Origin of the sequence: Leifsonia sp. NPDC102414 (assembly GCF_044765685.1) — a bacterium.
Lineage (GTDB): Bacteria > Actinomycetota > Actinomycetes > Actinomycetales > Microbacteriaceae > Leifsonia.
The window spans coordinates 841,564-857,792 of record NZ_JBIWKN010000001.1; the positions used below are offsets into that span (position 1 = coordinate 841,564).

At 69.7% G+C, this 16,229-nt stretch carries 24 protein-coding genes; 14 read left to right on the forward strand and 10 right to left on the reverse strand.

Annotated features, from left to right (window positions below; genetic code table 11):
- The first annotated feature begins 23 nt into the window (after positions 1-23).
- From ACIRCZ_RS03990 to ACIRCZ_RS04005, 4 genes are read left to right on the forward strand one after another with little or no spacing between them, the layout of a single operon-like run.
- Positions 24-464: a hypothetical protein gene (locus tag ACIRCZ_RS03990; RefSeq protein ID WP_055893815.1), complete on the forward strand. Its 441-nt coding sequence runs from the start codon at positions 24-26 to the stop codon at positions 462-464.
- The gene (locus ACIRCZ_RS03995) at positions 461-1,690 is read left to right on the forward strand and encodes an Nramp family divalent metal transporter (RefSeq protein ID WP_055893816.1); all 1,230 of its coding nucleotides are present in this window, start codon (positions 461-463) and stop codon (positions 1,688-1,690) included. Before ACIRCZ_RS03990 ends, ACIRCZ_RS03995 begins: the two co-directional genes overlap by 4 nt.
- Positions 1,687-2,088, forward strand: coding sequence for a hypothetical protein (locus ACIRCZ_RS04000; RefSeq protein WP_055893818.1), 402 nt, complete (start codon positions 1,687-1,689; stop codon positions 2,086-2,088). The genes ACIRCZ_RS03995 and ACIRCZ_RS04000 overlap by 4 nt, the downstream gene beginning before the upstream one ends.
- Complete coding sequence (locus ACIRCZ_RS04005; protein WP_055893820.1) at positions 2,075-2,422, forward strand: PRC-barrel domain-containing protein; 348 nt, start codon at positions 2,075-2,077, stop codon at positions 2,420-2,422. Before ACIRCZ_RS04000 ends, ACIRCZ_RS04005 begins: the two co-directional genes overlap by 14 nt.
- 48 nt (positions 2,423-2,470) lie before the next feature.
- Here the strand turns inward: ACIRCZ_RS04005 and ACIRCZ_RS04010 are convergent, their stop codons facing one another.
- The 9 genes from ACIRCZ_RS04010 to ACIRCZ_RS04050 form a co-directional block, all read right to left on the reverse strand.
- Entirely contained in the window at positions 2,471-3,097 is a 627-nt protein-coding gene (locus ACIRCZ_RS04010; RefSeq protein ID WP_402849883.1) for a hypothetical protein, read from the reverse strand.
- A 19-nt stretch (positions 3,098-3,116) separates the two neighbouring features.
- Positions 3,117-3,356: a hypothetical protein gene (locus ACIRCZ_RS04015; RefSeq protein ID WP_402849886.1), complete on the reverse strand. Its 240-nt coding sequence runs from the start codon at positions 3,354-3,356 to the stop codon at positions 3,117-3,119.
- A gap of 83 nt (positions 3,357-3,439) precedes the next feature.
- The gene (locus ACIRCZ_RS04020; protein WP_402849889.1) at positions 3,440-4,006 is read right to left on the reverse strand and encodes an isochorismatase family protein; all 567 of its coding nucleotides are present in this window, start codon (positions 4,004-4,006) and stop codon (positions 3,440-3,442) included.
- Positions 4,007-4,073: 67 nt separating this feature from the next.
- Positions 4,074-4,268, reverse strand: a complete 195-nt coding sequence (locus tag ACIRCZ_RS04025) for a hypothetical protein (RefSeq protein WP_055893829.1) — start codon at positions 4,266-4,268, stop codon at positions 4,074-4,076.
- Between the two features lie 118 nt (positions 4,269-4,386).
- Positions 4,387-4,812, reverse strand: a complete 426-nt coding sequence (locus ACIRCZ_RS04030; protein WP_235500428.1) for a hypothetical protein — start codon at positions 4,810-4,812, stop codon at positions 4,387-4,389.
- A gap of 53 nt (positions 4,813-4,865) precedes the next feature.
- Complete coding sequence (locus ACIRCZ_RS04035; RefSeq protein WP_402849894.1) at positions 4,866-6,125, reverse strand: MFS transporter; 1,260 nt, start codon at positions 6,123-6,125, stop codon at positions 4,866-4,868.
- A 30-nt stretch (positions 6,126-6,155) separates the two neighbouring features.
- On the reverse strand, positions 6,156-6,824 hold the full coding sequence (locus ACIRCZ_RS04040) for a hypothetical protein (protein ID WP_402849897.1): 669 nt from the start codon (positions 6,822-6,824) through the stop codon (positions 6,156-6,158).
- Positions 6,825-6,906: 82 nt separating this feature from the next.
- Positions 6,907-7,377 (reverse strand): hypothetical protein, encoded by a 471-nt coding sequence (locus ACIRCZ_RS04045; RefSeq protein WP_402849900.1) that lies wholly within the window; start codon positions 7,375-7,377, stop codon positions 6,907-6,909.
- Positions 7,374-8,669 carry a S8 family peptidase gene (locus tag ACIRCZ_RS04050; RefSeq protein WP_402849903.1) on the reverse strand — a complete coding sequence of 432 codons (1,296 nt, stop codon included), beginning with the start codon at positions 8,667-8,669 and terminating at the stop codon, positions 7,374-7,376. The genes ACIRCZ_RS04045 and ACIRCZ_RS04050 overlap by 4 nt, the downstream gene beginning before the upstream one ends.
- 131 nt (positions 8,670-8,800) lie before the next feature.
- Between ACIRCZ_RS04050 and ACIRCZ_RS04055 the strand changes: the two genes are divergently transcribed.
- Positions 8,801-9,151, forward strand: a complete 351-nt coding sequence (locus ACIRCZ_RS04055) for a GntR family transcriptional regulator (protein WP_055893839.1) — start codon at positions 8,801-8,803, stop codon at positions 9,149-9,151.
- Entirely contained in the window at positions 9,148-10,137 is a 990-nt protein-coding gene (locus tag ACIRCZ_RS04060) for a DUF1648 domain-containing protein (RefSeq protein WP_402849907.1), read from the forward strand. The genes ACIRCZ_RS04055 and ACIRCZ_RS04060 overlap by 4 nt, the downstream gene beginning before the upstream one ends.
- A gap of 3 nt (positions 10,138-10,140) precedes the next feature.
- Here the strand turns inward: ACIRCZ_RS04060 and ACIRCZ_RS04065 are convergent, their stop codons facing one another.
- A complete protein-coding gene (locus tag ACIRCZ_RS04065; protein ID WP_055893843.1) occupies positions 10,141-10,578 on the reverse strand; it encodes an arsenate reductase ArsC in 438 nt (145 codons plus the stop codon).
- Positions 10,579-10,707: 129 nt separating this feature from the next.
- Here ACIRCZ_RS04065 and ACIRCZ_RS04070 point away from each other — a divergent pair, with 129 nt between their 5' ends.
- From ACIRCZ_RS04070 to ACIRCZ_RS04105, 8 genes are all read left to right on the forward strand, one after another.
- Positions 10,708-11,313 carry a dihydrofolate reductase family protein gene (locus tag ACIRCZ_RS04070; protein WP_055893845.1) on the forward strand — a complete coding sequence of 202 codons (606 nt, stop codon included), beginning with the start codon at positions 10,708-10,710 and terminating at the stop codon, positions 11,311-11,313.
- Between the two features lie 36 nt (positions 11,314-11,349).
- Entirely contained in the window at positions 11,350-11,679 is a 330-nt protein-coding gene (locus ACIRCZ_RS04075; protein WP_055893847.1) for a YciI family protein, read from the forward strand.
- A 9-nt stretch (positions 11,680-11,688) separates the two neighbouring features.
- On the forward strand, positions 11,689-12,915 hold the full coding sequence (locus ACIRCZ_RS04080; protein ID WP_055893850.1) for an RNA polymerase sigma factor: 1,227 nt from the start codon (positions 11,689-11,691) through the stop codon (positions 12,913-12,915).
- Positions 12,916-12,958: 43 nt separating this feature from the next.
- A complete protein-coding gene (locus tag ACIRCZ_RS04085; protein WP_402849913.1) occupies positions 12,959-13,327 on the forward strand; it encodes a VOC family protein in 369 nt (122 codons plus the stop codon).
- Positions 13,324-13,761: a MarR family winged helix-turn-helix transcriptional regulator gene (locus ACIRCZ_RS04090; RefSeq protein ID WP_402849916.1), complete on the forward strand. Its 438-nt coding sequence runs from the start codon at positions 13,324-13,326 to the stop codon at positions 13,759-13,761. Before ACIRCZ_RS04085 ends, ACIRCZ_RS04090 begins: the two co-directional genes overlap by 4 nt.
- A 150-nt stretch (positions 13,762-13,911) precedes the next feature.
- Entirely contained in the window at positions 13,912-14,562 is a 651-nt protein-coding gene (locus ACIRCZ_RS04095) for a hypothetical protein (RefSeq protein ID WP_055893856.1), read from the forward strand.
- Between the two features lie 45 nt (positions 14,563-14,607).
- The gene (locus ACIRCZ_RS04100) at positions 14,608-15,327 is read left to right on the forward strand and encodes a histidine phosphatase family protein (RefSeq protein ID WP_055893858.1); all 720 of its coding nucleotides are present in this window, start codon (positions 14,608-14,610) and stop codon (positions 15,325-15,327) included.
- A complete protein-coding gene (locus ACIRCZ_RS04105) occupies positions 15,314-16,198 on the forward strand; it encodes an NAD(P)H-hydrate dehydratase (RefSeq protein WP_402849920.1) in 885 nt (294 codons plus the stop codon). Before ACIRCZ_RS04100 ends, ACIRCZ_RS04105 begins: the two co-directional genes overlap by 14 nt.
- Positions 16,199-16,229: the final 31 nt, after the last annotated feature.

Below are 16,229 nucleotides of genomic sequence, written 5' to 3' on the forward strand. Positions count from 1 at the left end.
CGCAGGGGGATACTGTGCGGGGCGTGAAGAGCAGGAACGTGACCGCATGCATCGTGGCCGCCGCGATCGTGATCGCCGCTTTCACGGGCTGTGCGAGCGCCACGTCGTCGCTGCGGCAGGCCACCACGGACGCCCGCTCGGCCGCAGAATCGGCGCAACTGGCCCTCACGCAGCAGCGGGATGACCGAAGCTTCCTGACCACAACGCAGACAGCGTTGGGGGACTCGCTCACGGAGCTCGGGGCTGCCGAGCAATCGGCCGCGGAGGTCGCGCCGTCCAGTGCCGCCGAGACGGCGCAGCAGAAGAGCGCCCTCCGAGCGATCCGTGCGGCGACGGATGCGGTGCTCGCCGCTCAACGAGCCGTGGCCGACGACGCCGGGTCCGCCGTCCCCGCCGTCCGCACCGCCGCGACGGCGCTCACACGACTCGCCGACCGGCTCGAGCGGGCGGAGAAGGCGAAGTGAAGCGGCTGCTCGGGGTGATGCTCGGAGTGCTCACCGCCATCGGGGGCTTCCTCGACATCGGGGATCTCGTGACCAACGCCGTCGTCGGCTCCCGGTTCGGCATGTCGCTGGCGTGGGTGGTGGTCGTCGGAGTCGTCGGCATCTGCCTGTTCGCGCAGATGTCCGGGCGAGTCGCCGCTGTGAGCGGGCGAGCCACATTCGAGATCATCCGGGAACGTCTCGGACCCCGGACCGGTCTGGCCAACCTCACCGCGTCGTTCTTGATCAACCTGCTGACGCTGACGGCCGAGGTCGGCGGCATCGCGCTGTCGCTGCAGCTGGCCAGCAGCATCGAGCCGACCCTGTGGATCCCGGTGGCGGCGTTCGCGGTCTGGCTCGTGGTGTGGCGGGCGAAGTTCTCGCTCCTGGAGAACGTGACGGGGCTGCTCGGGCTGACCCTCATCGTGTTCGCGGTCGCGGTGTTCCTCCTGCACCCGAACTGGGCCGTGTTGGCCGGGCAGGCCATCGTCCCGCACGTCCCTGCCAGTGAGCACGGCGCGACGTACTGGTACTACGCGATCGCCCTGTTCGGTGCGGCGATGACCCCGTACGAGGTGTTCTTCTTCTCCAGCGGCGCCGTCGAGGAGAAATGGAAGAAGAAGGACATCGCCCAGTCGCGCATCAACGTGCTGGTCGGTTTCCCGCTCGGCGGGGTGCTGTCGCTCGCCATCGCCGCGTGCGCCACCATCGTGCTGCTGCCGCGCGGGATCGACGTGACCTCGCTCGCCCAGGTGGCGCTGCCGGTGGCGGAGGCGGGAGGCAAGCTCGCCCTCGCGTTCGTGATCGTCGGCATGGTCGCCGCAACATTCGGCGCGGCTTTGGAGACGACGCTCTCCAGCGGGTACACGCTGGCGCAGTTCTTCGGCTGGTCGTGGGGCAAGTTTCGCAGGCCGGCGCAGGCGGCGCGGTTCCACATCACGATGATCGTTGCGCTGCTGATCGGCATCGGCGTGTTGGCGACAGGGGTGGATCCGGTGGCGGTCACCGAATTCTCGGTTGTGTTCTCGGCCATCGCCCTTCCACTGACGTACCTGCCGATCCTTGTGGTCGCCAACGACAAGCAGTACATGGGGACGATGGTGAACGGAAAGGTGACCAATGCGTTCGCGATGCTCTACCTCGGCATCATCCTGGTCGCATCCATCGCCGCCATCCCCTTGATGATCGTGACGGGAATGGGCGCATGACAGACGAACTCGGGCCACCGCCGGCCTACGCCGGGCAGGTGATCGACGCGGAGCTGCACCTGCTCGACAGGCAGATCCTCGACAGGGACGACGTGCCGGTGGTCGCCGTCGACGACTTGGAGCTGACCGACGTTCCGTACGACCAGCCGATCGAACCGGGCACGCCTGCCCCAGTGATCACGGCCCTGGTGAGCGGGTCCGCCCTGTGGACCAGGATGTTCGGCGGGCGGCCTCCGCGGTCGCGGCTGCACCGCATCCCCTGGTCGGACGTGGCGAAAGTGGACGTGGTGGTGTCGCTCGGTGTGCCGGGGGAGCAGCTCGACGCGACCTGGGTGGAGCGCTGGGTTCGCGACCACATCGTCGCCCGAATCCCTGGAGGCCGCCATGATCCTGAGTGACCTGCTGCAGACGCCGGTGTTCTCCGCGGACGGGGAGCGACTAGGCCGCGTGATCGACGCACGGTTCGTGGTGGACGGCGCCCCGGGGCAGCTGCTTGCGGATGCGCGGCTCGACGGCTTCGTCGTCAGCGGCCACTCCGGGTCGTCCTTCCTCGGCTACGAGCGCAACGACGAGCGGTCGCCGTGGCTGATCGCGCGATTCCTGCGCTGGCGGCACCGCGGGGCGTTCCTGGTGCGCTGGGAGGACGTGGAGCGGCTGTCACCGACGGCGATCAAATTGCGGGAGGGCTACACGCGGTACGAGCCTGGGCTGGCAGGCGCATCGGGGAAGTGAGCGCCGGGGGCACGGGTGGATGCGGGCAGCGCGTCGCGGGTGAGCCCGTCAAACGCGTGGCGGAATCGGGAGCGGGTCACCGAACGACGGCGGGGCGGCCACGAGCTGCGCTGCCTCCTCTTTCGTCACGTGATCGGGGAAGTTGTAGCGGGCGAACCTGCCCTTCGGGTCGTCGCGGGAGACCGGCATGGCGATGTTCGATCCGAGCACCGCGGCCCCGAGTGCTGAGGCGTCCTTCGCGGTCAGAGGGCGATCCCTGGCGTCGCGCAGGAGGACGCCCGCCCGCATCCCGTGTCCGTCGCCGAGCATCAGGCTCAGCGTGCGGCGCCCGAGGGATGCGCTGACCAGCAGCCGGCATTCCACGATGTCGGGGAATGCGGCGACGTGGCGGCCGCTCCTGATGCGGCCGCCCGCAACGTCGACCCAGGTCGCAGGCGCCCACAGGCGGAACGAGATCACGATCAGGGCGACGACCGCAGCGGCGATCGCGATGGCCATGAGGCTGCGCACCAGCAGGGATCCGTCGTCGGGAAGAAGCAGCGCGGTCACGAGCCAGTCGAGGAACACGAACGTCGGCAACACGGGCGAGGCGAACGCGAGCATTGGCCACCACGGCACCCGGCCGAGTCTGGTCCAGGTGCTCTGCGCTCGGCCCGTGTCCGGGCTGCTCGTCATCGCCCGCAACCAGGACGAGCTAGGGCTTGCCTTCTTCGCTGTACGAGGTCTGGCCGTCCCTGCCGTCGCCATCTGCGTCGTCGCGTTCTGCGCCGTCGTCCGTTCGGCGGTCGGGGTCGAGGTCGGCGATCACGTCGCCGATGATGTTCGACTCCGGCGTCTGGTCGACAGCCCCGTCGTCGTCTCCGTCGAGTCCGTCGACCAGGCCGTTGGTCTGGTCGAAGCCGGGTTCGCTCTGGTCGTCGCGTGCGTCTGTCATGCGAGCCATGCAACACCGAAACGGCCGATCGGCAAGCCCCTTGCGCAGCGCAACAGCGGGCCGCGGTCAGCGCACGGCGCCGGTCACACGCGGGTGGCCGCCAGCAGGGCGATGATCTCGGCCGTCGTGCCGGACTCTCCGATGCGCGGGAAGACGTTGCTCACCACGAAGTCGTGGACCTCTGCCTTGCCATCGGACATCGCGTCGGTGGCGAGGGTGACGTTGTAGCCGTTCTCGTGCGCGTGGCGCGCGGTCGACTCGACACCGGCGCTCGTCGCGATGCCGGCGACCACGACCTGGGTGACGCCCTCGGCCTTCAGGTACGCATCCAGGTCGGTGCCGGTGAACGCGCCCCAGGTGTTCTTGGTGACGACGTGGTCGCTCACGGCCCTGTGCAGCTCGGCGACGAACTCCATCGCGTCGGCCGGACGCTCGCCTGTCGCGCGGCGCTGCGTCTCGGTGCGGCCTGGTGCGCCGCCGGCGACGTTGACCAGCACGACGGGAAGACCGTGGGCGCGGAAGGCGTCGGCGAGCGCACCCGCGTTCGCGAAGACCTCGGCAGTGGGATGCGCGACAGGGTATGCGCGGATCGCGTTCTGCAGGTCGACGACGATCAGGGCGGTCTTCTGGTCGAGGGTGCTGATGGTCATGCTGGAGGCCTTTCTGACGGGCTTTCGAGCCTACGCCTGTCGCGAGACCGGCCAGGCCAGCAGCGCGTCAGCCCCGTTCCGAGTCTGGCTTCCCCGGACGCGCGTTCGCGTCGTCCCTGATGTCGATGCGGGCCACCCCAGGCTCCGTCTCCTCCACCGTGATGCGCGGCTTCGCGTCGGCCTCCGTTGACTTCGGGGCCGTTGTCAACTGGTCCTCGCGCTTCTCGTCGGCGGTGAGGTCGTCGGCTGGGTCTGTCGGCATGGTGATCCTGTCGTGGTGATCGCGGTGGTCGCATCGAACGGTAGGCGGGAACGTCACAGGACGCAAGGGCGACCGGCCAGCGCCGAGAGGGGACAGCGCGTGGCCGGCAGGCTCGATCTCAGGTCGGCTTCACCTCGCCGTCCGTGGCGGAGCCGTCCGTGATGTACCCGTCGGGGAACGACACAGCCCGGTGCGCGGCAAGGGGACGCAGCCCGTCCGGCAGCGGGAACGGGACCGTGTACTCGATCAGCGTGGCGCCCATGTCGCCCCAGTCGTCCTTCTTGACACGGATCGCCTCCGTCGACACCTCGGTGATGCGCACGAGCAGCCAGCGCCCGTCGTCCAGCCGCAGCTCGAAGCGGTCGGCCAGGTAGCCGATGCCCAGGGCATCCAGGTGCTCCTCGGCGTCCAGCCAGTCGACCACCTCGGTGACGCGTCGGCCGAGCAGGTCGATGGCGACGAAACCGTCGCCGTCCTGCTCCATCCAGCCGAGCAGCTCTCCGTCTCCGCGGCGGTGTTCGATCCAGTGGGAGGGGGCGGTCATCGGTGGTCCTCTTCCTGGTCGGCGATCGCAGCAAGGATACAACCAGCGCGCCGTCAGGCCGCCGCTTCGTCCGCTTCATGACGCGCGGTGCGGAACGGCGACAGCGCGAGGAATGCCGTCGCGACGAGGAACCCGGCAACGCCGACCCACAGTGCAGGGCGGTAGCCGAGCCAGGTGGCGAGCAGGCCGCCGAGCGGTGCGCCGACCACGATCATCGCGCGGTTCGCCGACCGCATCGTGGTGTTCGTGCGGCCCTGCAGCGCATCCGGAGTGACGGCCTGGCGGTAGCCCATCTCGTTCGCGTTGCTGAGACCGAGTCCGAGGCCGTAGAAGCCCTGTCCGACGGCGAGGACGACGACCACGGCCCACGGGGTGAGCGTGCCGGGGGCGAGTGCGATCACGCTCCAGCCGACGACCATGATCAGGTTGCTGGCGATCACCGCGACACCAGCGCCCCATCGACGCCCGACGCGGAGCGACACCGAGCTTCCGAGCAGCGCGGCGACACCGGCTCCCGCGAGTGCGACGCCGAGCTGGAACGCGGACAGGTGCAGCCCGAGGAGCGCGAACGAGGTGAACACCGTGCCGAGGATGCTGTTGAAGAAGAACCAGGCGTGCGATCCGATCGCCATCGGCGCGAGCATCCGGTGGCGGTACACCCAGCGGAGCCCGTCGGCGATCTCCCTCCGCAGGCCGACGCGTTGAGCGACCGGTGCGCGCGCCTCGTCGACGTTGACGCGCCAGATCGCGATGGCGGAGAACAGATACGAGGCGGCATCGACCACGAGCGCGAACGCGGCGCCGACGATGGAGACGATGGCGCCGGCGACCACCGGACCAGAGGTCTGCGCGACGGCGTCGCTCTGGTCCGTGCGCGCGTGCGCTGCCACGAGCGCCGAGCGAGGCACGATGCGCGGGACGAGCGACTGCGCCGCCGCATCCCCGATCAGCGAGAGCAGGCCGACGACGGCCACGATGACGAGCAGCACAGGGATGTTCAGTTCATCGGCGATGAACAGCGCCGGGATCGTGAGCAGCACGGCAGCCCTGCCCAGGTCGCTGCCGATCAGCAGCGGTCGCCGCCGTCGACGGTCGACCAGCGCTCCGACGACGAGACCGAACAGCAGGTAGGGGAGCCAGCGGGCGGCGTTCAGCAGGCCGACGTCCACCGCCGTGCCGTGAAGCTGCGCCAGGACGAGCACCTGCAGCGCGAGAACGGTGACGTAGCTGCCGAAGCCGGAGACGGTGTACGACGCCCAGTATGCGGGGAACCCGCGAATCCGGAAGACGTCGCGCCTCCCAGGGTTCGCCATGCCGCTCCTTCGCTCGATGCTCCGTCCAGGCTAGCGCGCGTACCCCGTCGCGACCGGCGCCTCGCGACCTGGCGCCGCTGTCAGCGCCTGCACGACGTACAGCACGCCGATCAGGAGCTGCACAGCCCTGAGCGCCACGAAGCCCCAGATCCAGACCCCGATGGCGGCGTCCGACGGGATGCGCGAGGCCAGCAGATCCAGCACAGTCAAGGCGGCCAGTACGAGCAGCCCCCAGCGCGCGACGCCGCGCACGACACCGGCGCGGGCGACGAAGACGGCGGCGACGATCAGCGACGCCACCCACAGTGCCGTGAGCGACAGATTTACCACGGCGACCAGCATCGCGAGGACGGGACCCGCCTCCGGCGTCATCGCCGCCATGGTCGAGTACCCGGACGTAGCGATGCTCGCGACACCGAACACGATCAGCGCTGCCCTGCCTGCGACGGACGGACCTGCGATGCCCGGTTCGCCGCCGATGCCCACCGCCAGGACGACGAGCGCGGCGATCAGGATCACGGCGGACAGGGTGCCGAGGAGCGGCGTGTCTTCGAACACGTAGAGCCAGGAGGTGCCGGGGAGCTGCACGAGGAAGAGCGCCTGCGTGATCAGCGGGATCACCGATCCCAGGACGATGCCCGTTCCGCCGACGAGCAGCGTGCGCCGCGACGGGTCTGCTGTGGATTCTGTGGGTGGCACTCGTGCATCCTCTCGTCGTGGACAGCATCCACGGTCCGGCACGGGATGCGCAAGCATCGCCGGACAACATGTGTCGAACGGGTCAGTCCGCTTGGCCGGCCTCCGGCGCCGCATCCACGAGGAGCCAGCGCCGCCCCTGGTCGTCGCGTTCGCGGCGCAGCCGCAGCGTCACGCCGGCGCCTGCCGGAGGGGATGCCGCGGATGCGGGCACAGCTGCGCGGGCGGTCGCCCGCCCCAGCAGCCGCTTCGCGTCCACGCCGTGGTAACCGGCCCTGAGCAGCGCGTCCGCCAGTTCGGTGCGCGTCGCGGACAGGTGGCTCTGCCAGATCGCCAGGCAGACGAGGCTGGCGACAGCGAACAGCAGGGTGGCGGCCATGCTCAGAAAGATCGCGGTGAACGCGCGCGAGGTCAGCGTGATGGGGTACAGCACGAGAGTCGTCGCTGCGGCCACGACGAACAGCCCGCCAGCGACGCAGTACCCGACGAACCAGCTCTGGGCCACCGCGCCGCGGGTGTCAGGGAGCGCGATCCCGCTGGTCGGCGGCCGGATCATGCCGTGCCACCCGTCCCATCGACGCCGTCGGTCTGGCGACGGCGCCTGCGCACCGTCACGATGACCACCACCACGGCCGCGGCGGCGATCAGCAGCAGCGCCCCGACACCGCCGGCCACCCACCACAGCAGGGGAGAGGGCGCGGCGTGCGCGTCGAGGGCCGCGTAGCCGTCGAACGACGACGGCTTCCTGGAGCGCGGCTCCCGCCCAGCGGCGATGTCCGCCTTCGTCGCGGCGAGCTCTTTGGCGGTCGGGATGCCCAGCTTCTTGTCCATCAGCGGGTTCACATCCGGGTACTGCCTGGGGTCGACACGCAGCAGGTGTCCCAGGGAGATAGGGCCGTAGCCGTATCCCATCTCGGTGTCGCGCAGCAGCGGATGGTCCGTCGCGGTCGTGTTGTGGATCATCGACTGGATGATCTGGTTGGAGGTGGCTTTGGGATACTTCTGCCACACATCCGCGAGGATGCCCGCCACGATCGGCGTAGCGATCGACGTTCCCGAACCGTCCACGGAGGCGTTCCAGTCACCGGTCGTCCTGTCGCCGATGAGGAGGAGATCGTCGCCGGGTGCGACGACGGTCGCCTCCGGGGTGATCGCCTTCTCGTCCTTGGCGTGCTCATCGCTCTCGATGTCGCCCGTTCTGCCGTATGCGCTTCCCAGGACCACCCCGTTGAGCTTCCCTGGATACGGCCCGGTGTCGAGCTGGCTGTTGGGCGCGGCGGCCAGGACGATCACGCCGTGGGCGAGCGCGTTCGTCACCGACTGGATCGCCCGGTTCGTCGCTCCGGACCATCCCACCGAGGTCGTGATGATCTTCGCGCCATCCGCCACGGCCTTGTCGATCGCGTCGCCGAACGACTTCTCACCGAGAAACGGTGACCCCGACGCGTTGCCCATCCCGTAGAACCGGAGGTCGGCGTCCGGCGCGATGCCACGGATGCCGGATGCACCCTTGCCAGACCCGACGATCACGGCGGTGACGTTGGACCCGTGAAACGAAACGGCCATGTCCGTGCTGGAGGCGGGGAGCGGAGTGCCGTCCGCAGCCTCGCAGATCCCCGCGGGATCGACGGTGAGATCCGCCCCATCGAACACCGGCAGCTCCGGGTTGATGCCGCCGTCGATCACGGCGACGGTGACGCCCTTGCCCGTCCAGCCTGCGGCGTGGGCGTCGGCGACGCTGTAGTAGTCGTACCACCAGTTCGAGCCATCGGCCTGAGCGGCCGTCGGTATCGCGACGATCGCCGCAGACAGCGCGGCGGCCAGCATCCAGCGTGGTGTGTGTCTCACTATCGTCCCCCGGTCGTGTACGCGCACCGGATTCCCCTGCGGCACGCGCTGAGGAGACTACTAAGACTGGGGGCAGGAGACAAATGCTGAGGCGCTGCCAACGGTGCCACTTGTTTGTATAGAATACGAACATGTTGATTCGTCTGGAAGCCGAGTCCGCTGCGTCGTTCGCCGAGCAGATCGTGGCCCAGGTGCGGCTCGGGGTGGCCAGAGGCGAGATCCGGGTGGGGGAGCGATTGCCGTCCGCTCGGGAGCTGGCCGGGTCGCTCGGGGTGAACATGCACACGGTGCTGCGCGCGTACGACGACCTGCGGGAGGCGGGGGTGATCGACCTGCGACGCGGCCGCGGAGCCGTGGTCGTCGCCGGAGATACGGCGTCGGTGCGCTCACTGATCGAGGCGGCAGCGTCCCTCGTATCCGAGGCGGCTCGAGCAGGCATCAGCTCGAACGAGCTCTCGGTCATCATCAGGGGGATCGCGTGAGAGGAGGAGGAGTCTACCGACGGATCATCGCTCTGCTGCTGAGCCTGATCCCGCTTGGCTGGCTGATCGTCACGGCCGTGACGGTCGGGCCGAGACTGGGGCAGCGGATGGCGTCGCACTGGTCGGGGTCCGCGACGCCGGACGGTTTCGCTGACCCCTGGCTGTCATTCTGGATGTTCGCCGCGATCGTCGCCGGTCTCACCGTCGGCGCGGTGGCGCTCGTCGTCTCCTCGCGCACCTCAGCTCCCGCTCGACTCTGGGCCGGCATCGTCGTCGCTCTCGCTGGTCTCTCCGCGCTCGCGTGGACGGCGCCAGCTGAGGCAACGGCGGCGGTCTCGACGCCGGAGGAGGCCGTACTCGGCGTCCGCCTCCTCCTCCTGATCCCCGTCGCCGCGCTGGGGGCACTGGTGGCCATCGTGCTTCCATCGGCCGACCCCGCGCCGCTCGACGAGGACGATCATGCCCAGGCGCGACCGACCCCGCCGCTCCGCTCCGGTGACAGGCTCGTCTGGTCCGGAACGACCGGCAGCGTGTGGTTCGGCGCTCCAGCCATCGCGCTCGTGGCAGGCGGTGTCTGCTGCCTTGTGGTCTCGATCGCGACCGCGACGCCCGGGCTGATCGCACCCGCGGTCATCCTGCTCCTGGTGGGATGCACGCTGCTTCTCCTGGCGCGCGTGCGCCTCTCCGTCGACGCCCGCGGCATCCGTCTGGTCTCCACGGTCTTCCTGGTTCCCCTGATCCGGGTGCGGCTGGACGATGTCGAGCGAGTGAGCGCGGAGCAGATCAGCCCACTGCGCTGGGGCGGGTGGGGATACCGCATCTCGACCAGAGGCATCGCATACGTCACCAGGCGGAGCGAGGGGCTGGTGATCACGCGACGCCGCGGCGTCGATATCGCGATCACGATCGACGGCGCCGAGCAGGCGAGCGCGGCGGCCGAGCTTCTGGTCGACCAGCGCAGGGAGAGTGCCCGCCGTACGGCGTGACGCTCAGGATGCGGCCGGTACCAGCTCTGCGAGCAGGGCCTGCACGCGCCGCTTGATCTCGTCGCGGATGGGACGGACCTCTTCTGCCGGGCGCCCGGCAGGATCGGTGAGGTCCCAGTCCTCGTAGCGCTTGCCCGGGAAGATCGGGCAGGTGTCGCCGCATCCCATCGTGATGACGACGTCGGACTCCTGGACCGCCTCGGTCGTGAGCACCTTGGGCTGCTGGCCCGCGATGTCGATGCCGTCCTCCGCCATCACCTGCACCGCGACGGGGTTGAGCTGATCTTTCGGCTCCGAGCCGGCGGAGAGCACGTCGACGCGCCCTCCGGCGAGCGCCCGCAGATAGCCTGCGGCCATCTGGGAGCGACCGGCGTTGTGGACGCAGACGAACAGGACGATGGGGGTGGAGCCGGTCACGGTGGTCTCGCCTTCCACATCCATAGCTGTCAGTCTAAGCGCGACGATTATCTGAATTTCTTCCGCGCGCTGTCGAAAGGATCGCGCGGCGTTCGTTGCAGGAGTGAGAGGGCACCCCGGCCGGGGCTGCCACGGACGAAAGGAAGCATCACGATGAGCACCACACTGACGGTCGACTTCTTCTGCACGGTCGACGGCTTCGGCATGACAGACGGCTGGCCGGGATACTGGGGCAAAGAAGGGCCGGAGCTGATCGCGGACCGCGTTGCCACCTTCGAGCGGGAGCAGGTGCTCGTCTTCGGTGCGACCACGTTCCGCCAGTTCCGGAAGTTCGTGACGATCTTCGACGAACCGTACTACGGCAGCCTCAATCGGCTGCCGAAGATCGTCTTCTCGCACACCCTCGAAGAGCCGCTCGGTTGGGAGAACTCGACGGTGCTCGCCGAGGACGCGGTGACTGCGATCGAGCGGCTGAAGCGCACCACCGACGTCCCGATGCGGTCGCACGGCAGCGTCGAACTGAACCGAGCCCTTCTCGCAGCAGGGCTCGTCGACAGGGTCGAGCTGATGATGTTCCCGGTGATCTCCGGCGACGCAGGACGCGCCGCCCTGTTCCACGGGGGCCCGGAGTTCGATCTGGACCTCGTCGAGTCGACCGTGCTCGACGGGCGCACGCTTAAGCTCGTGTACGCCCCGCACCTGCACCAGCATGGCGAGGTTCCGGAGGGTGTCGGCCCGAAGCGCAGGATCGCCGAGTAGGCGCAGGATCGCCGATGTAGGGGAGAGGACCTGATCATGCAGTACCTGGTGAATGTGATCGACGGACGCAGCAACTCGGGAACGGCCGAGGAGGGCGCAGCGATCGACGTGTTCAACGACAAGCTCCGCGCGGGCGGGCACTGGGTGTTCGCCGCGGGGCTCGCGGATCCAACGGTATCGACCGTCGTGGACGGCAGAGGCGACGAGCCGGTCTTCACCGATGGCCCGTTCGTCGAGGCGAAGGAGTGGGCGGCCGGTCTCTGGATCATCGAGGCGCCCGACCTCGACGTCGCCCTGGAGCTGATGGCAGAGGGCTCGAAAGCCTGCAACCGCCGTCTCGAAGTGCGACCGCTGCTCCAGGAGTGATCGGCAGGCGTGACGGATATCCAGGATGCGCTGACCCGCGCCCACCGCGACGAGTGGGCGCGGGTGGTGGCGACGCTCGCCAAGCGGTTCGGGAGCCTCGATACGGCTGAAGACGCGGCCGCGGACGCTTACGCAACCGCTGCGGAACGCTGGCCGCGAGATGGCGTTCCGCCCAACCCGGGCGCGTGGCTCACCACGACCGCGACCCGGAAGGCGATCGACCGCATCCGGCGGGAGAGCACCAGGGATGCGCGGCACAGAGAGGCGCTGCTCGTGTACGACATGGAATCGGAGCATGAGCAGCTCGGCGCCATCGACGACGACCGGCTGCGGCTGCTCTTCATCTGCTGCCACCCGGCGCTCGCGATGGAGGCGCGGGTGGCCCTGACGCTCCGGATGGTCGGCGGACTGAGCGTGCCGGAGATCGCCAGCGCCTTCCTGGTGCAGGACACCACGATGGGCGCCCGTATCACCCGCGCCAAGGCCAAGATCGCGGCTGCGGGCATCCCGTTCCGGGTGCCGACCGCCGCCGACCTGCCCCGTCGCGTCTCCGGCGTGCTCACCGTGCTGTTCCTGATCTTCAACGAGGGCTACCTCGCGTCCGGCTCGGAGTCGGCGCCGGTGCGCGGCGACCTCACCGGCGAGGCGATCCGTCTCACCCGGCTACTGCACGCACTGCTCCCCGACGACGGCGAGACGACAGGGATGCTCGGGCTGATGCTGCTGACCGAGGCTCGGCGCTCGGCGCGGTTGTCGTCGGCCGGTGCGCTGGTCTCTCTGCCGGAGCAGGACAGGGGCCAGTGGGACGAGACGTTGATCGCCGAGGGCCACGCGCTGGTGCGCGAACGCCTCGCCACCGGCGTCGCACCCGGTCGCTACCAGCTTCTCGCCGCGATCAACGCCGTGCACACCGACGGCGACGCACCGGACTGGGCGCAGGTGGTGGCCCTCTACGACCAGCTGGTGGGTCTCGACCCGTCGCCGATCGTCCGCCTCAACCGGGCGATAGCGGTGGGGGAGCGCGACGGCCTCGACGCCGGCCTGGCGATCATCGACACGCTCGAGCCCGAGCTGTCTGCCTACCACCCGTTTCACGCCGCCCGCGCGGACGCGTTGCGGAGACGAGGGCGCACCGCCGAGGCGCGCGACGCATACGACGCGGCGATCGCACGCGCGGACAACACAGCCGAACTCGCGTACCTCCGGCGTCGGCGCGACGAGCTCGACGCGTTGTGAAGAGAATATTGACAGGCGCCTGTCAATCGACGATCATGCCACTATGACCTCTGCTCCTGTGACTTCTGGTCCGACCCTTCATCGCATCGTCCTCTCGGCCGCGTCGCTGGCCGCCGCCGTCGCCCTGTACGGCGGGGTGCTCGGGCTCTCCGTCGAACGCCGGAGCGACGGATTCGCGTGGCTGCGCACCGCGGACGGCACCGAGCTCATGGTGCACGAGCGCCCGACAGAGTCATCGGATGCTGCGGTGGCGTTGACCTTCGCCGTGACCGGCCTCGACGCGGTCGTCGCAGACTGGGTCGGCGCCGGGGGAGCGGTGGTGGATGCACCTGCCGTCCAGCCGTGGGGCGAGCGCATGTCCGTCGTGCGCGACAGGGACGGCCACATCGTCTGCCTGGTCGAGCGACCGTGAACGCCGAGGGTGCGCGCCTGACCGAACTCGTCGACGAGGTCTTCCGGCTCGCCGACGCGCTCACCAGGGCGGGCGACGACATCGTGGCAGGGGAAGGGCTGACCGCCGCGCGCTGGCTCACCCTCGGCGCCGTCGCTCACGGACCAGTGAGCGTCGCAGGGATCGCCCGTCGACGGGGGATGCGCAGGCAGTCCGCCGCCGAGGGCGTCGCCGCCCTGGAGCGAGCCGGCCTGGTGGCGCGCATCCAGGATCCTTCCGATGCCAGGGCGCCCCTCGTCGAGCTGACGGATCAGGGGAGGGCGACCCTCGAACGCATCCGCCCCCTGCGGACGGAGTGGGCAGAACGGACGGCTCGGTTTGCGGAGCCGGAGGAGCTGTCCGCGGCTCTCGAGGTGGCACGGCGATTGCGGGCGGAGCTGGAGCGGGGGCAGTGATGCGCGGCTGCTGCCCCTGGGCGGCGCTGCCGCGAGGTCGCTGGCGTTCGGAGACGCAGCGGCCGGTGTTACTGTTGCGGTCGGTCCAGGCCGCGCAGCGCGATCGTGGCCAGATCATTGAGCTCTGAACGGGGGAGAGGGAGGTAGCGCGTGCCAGTCCGCCGATCGCGTGACAGCTCCGGAGGGCCTGAAGAGACCATCCCCGCCGGCCTGTCGCGTCGCGGCTGGCTTCTGCTCGTCGCGATCACCGCCGGCATCGGTGTCGTGCTCCTGGTGGTCGGGGTCGTCGCGACGGGCATCCCGGGCAGCGGCGCACGAGCGGCGACGTCACCAACACCCGCGGCTCTCGCACCGCACACGTTCGATCCGGGCTCGGCGCCGACTCCGCTCGGCCTGCCGCCGCGTCCCACTACGACACATGTCGCCACCGTCCCTGCCGTACCCGTCGCATCCATCAGCCGCGGCGACTGCCTTCAGACCTACGACTCGAAGTGGGCGGACGGCTACCCGGTGATCGACTGCTCCCAGCAGCACATCGCACAGCTCCTGACGAAAGGCGAGCTGCCGCAGCCCGCCGGGTCGGCGTTCCCTGGCACGGCCGCACTCGACTCCCAGATCAGCGACCTCTGCGAGCCGTTCCTGAACTGGCACTGGGTCGCCATCTGGGGCGAAGACGTCCAGCTGGACCTGCGCTACCCGGACACGGATGCGACGTGGGCGACGGGCGACCGCACGTACTACTGCATCGTGTACACGTTCTCCCGCCACGAGCTCACCGGGAGCGCGCTGGCCGGTGAGTGACCCGGGCGACGGACAGCCGTCGACACGCGGCGTACACTCCGGGCCATGACCGCCGCGAAGATCATCCTCGTCCGCCACGGCGAGAGCATAGCCAACGTGGCCGCGACTGCTGCCGAGGCTGCCGGAGCGGAGGTGATCGACGTCACAGCGCGTGACGCCGACGTGCCGCTCTCCGCACTCGGCGAGCAGCAGGCCGCGGCATTGCGACCACGCCTCGACGCCGAACTCGGCGTTGACGGGTATGGTGCGCGGGTGTGGAGCTCGCCGTATCTGCGTGCGGTGAGCACGGCCCACCTGGCGCTGGGTGACCGCCCGTTCCTCACCGACGAGCGCCTCCGGGACCGCGAACTGGGCATCCTGGATGCACTCACCGCTCGCGGTGTGGATGCTCGGCTGCCCGATGAGGCAGCCCGCCGAAGGTGGCTCGGCAAGTTCTACTACCGGCCACCGGGAGGGGAGGCATGGACGGACGTGGCGCTTCGCCTGCGATCCTTCGTGTCGGAGCTCGCTGCCTCCGATGGTCGCACCGTGCTGCTGTTCACCCACGATGCGGTGGTCAGCCTGTTCCTCTATATCCTCCTCGGCTGGACGGAGGCGCAGCTGAACGACTTCCTCATCGACAGAGTGGTCGGCAATGCCACGGTGACCACGCTCGTCGCGGATGGAGCTGGCTGGCAGGTTGAGTCATTCTCGGACGACGCCCATCTGGAGGCGGCTGGTCTCCCGACCACAGAGCATCCAGGAGCAGCCCGTGTCACCGAGTAACCCTGCGCCCGTCGAAGTCGATGCCGGCCTGCTGCGCGGCTGGCCTCTTCCTGAGCCCGGCGAGTCGAAACGGTCACGCGGTGAGCTCGTGGTGGCCGGGGGAGCGGCCAGGTCGCCCGGCGCTGCGCTGCTGGCAGGGACAGCGGCCCTCCGCGTCGGCGCCGGACGGCTCACGCTGGCGATCGGGGAGTCCTCTGCCACTGCAGCGGCCGTCGCCTTTCCGGAGTGCGGGGTCGTGCCGCTGCGGGAGCGCGGTGGGCGCGGCAGGGGCAGCGGTAGCGTCCTTGGCCGGTCGATCGGCTCTGCCGCCTCAGATCTGGGCTCGGCGGACGCGGTGCTGCTCGGCCCCGGCCTGGACGACATCCGGGAGACGAAGATCATGCTGCGGCGCCTGGATGGTTCCGTCGGGCGGGACGCCACGATCGTGCTCGACGCGTACGCCCTCGGCGCCCTCGCCGGGACGCCGCGCCACGGCGGAGGACGGCGCATCCTCACCCCGAACAAGGAGGAGGCTGCGGTGCTGCTCGGTCGGCCGCTGCGCGACGATCGCGCAGACATCGCGGCGATCGCCCAACGCTACCGCGCTGTGGTGACCTGCCACGGCGTCGTCGCCGATCAGGACGGCGGCGTCTATCTCATCGCCGAGGGCGGGCCGGGTCTCGGCACGTCCGGGAGCGGGGATGCGCTGGCCGGCGCCATCGCGGGTCTCTCCGCGCGCGGCTCTACGCCGATCCAGGCGGCGGTGTGGGGGACCTTCCTGCACTCGGCGGCGGGGGAGTCGCTCGCTCGCACCATTGCGCCGCTGGGGTTCCTCGCGAGCGAGATCGTCGACCGGCTGCCGTACGAGCTGGATGCGGTGGCGGGCGCGTAGCCTTCAGTCAGCCGTCCCACTCGAGAAGCGC

Excerpts from the sequence above, each read along its gene's own strand:
- ACIRCZ_RS04000 (WP_055893818.1), top strand. The coding sequence starts at position 1,687 with ATGACAGACGAACTCGGGCCACCGCCGGCCTACGCCGGGCAGGTGATC.
- ACIRCZ_RS04005 (WP_055893820.1), top strand. The coding sequence starts at position 2,075 with ATGATCCTGAGTGACCTGCTGCAGACGCCGGTGTTCTCCGCGGACGGG.
- ACIRCZ_RS04010 (WP_402849883.1), bottom strand. The coding sequence starts at position 3,097 with ATGACGAGCAGCCCGGACACGGGCCGAGCGCAGAGCACCTGGACCAGA.
- ACIRCZ_RS04015 (WP_402849886.1), bottom strand. The coding sequence starts at position 3,356 with ATGACAGACGCACGCGACGACCAGAGCGAACCCGGCTTCGACCAGACC.
- ACIRCZ_RS04020 (WP_402849889.1), bottom strand. The coding sequence starts at position 4,006 with ATGACCATCAGCACCCTCGACCAGAAGACCGCCCTGATCGTCGTCGAC.
- ACIRCZ_RS04025 (WP_055893829.1), bottom strand. The coding sequence starts at position 4,268 with ATGCCGACAGACCCAGCCGACGACCTCACCGCCGACGAGAAGCGCGAG.
- ACIRCZ_RS04030 (WP_235500428.1), bottom strand. The coding sequence starts at position 4,812 with ATGACCGCCCCCTCCCACTGGATCGAACACCGCCGCGGAGACGGAGAG.
- ACIRCZ_RS04035 (WP_402849894.1), bottom strand. The coding sequence starts at position 6,125 with ATGGCGAACCCTGGGAGGCGCGACGTCTTCCGGATTCGCGGGTTCCCC.
- ACIRCZ_RS04045 (WP_402849900.1), bottom strand. The coding sequence starts at position 7,377 with ATGATCCGGCCGCCGACCAGCGGGATCGCGCTCCCTGACACCCGCGGC.
- ACIRCZ_RS04055 (WP_055893839.1), top strand. The coding sequence starts at position 8,801 with ATGTTGATTCGTCTGGAAGCCGAGTCCGCTGCGTCGTTCGCCGAGCAG.
- ACIRCZ_RS04065 (WP_055893843.1), bottom strand. The coding sequence starts at position 10,578 with ATGGATGTGGAAGGCGAGACCACCGTGACCGGCTCCACCCCCATCGTC.
- ACIRCZ_RS04070 (WP_055893845.1), top strand. The coding sequence starts at position 10,708 with ATGAGCACCACACTGACGGTCGACTTCTTCTGCACGGTCGACGGCTTC.
- ACIRCZ_RS04075 (WP_055893847.1), top strand. The coding sequence starts at position 11,350 with ATGCAGTACCTGGTGAATGTGATCGACGGACGCAGCAACTCGGGAACG.
- ACIRCZ_RS04085 (WP_402849913.1), top strand. The coding sequence starts at position 12,959 with ATGACCTCTGCTCCTGTGACTTCTGGTCCGACCCTTCATCGCATCGTC.
- ACIRCZ_RS04100 (WP_055893858.1), top strand. The coding sequence starts at position 14,608 with ATGACCGCCGCGAAGATCATCCTCGTCCGCCACGGCGAGAGCATAGCC.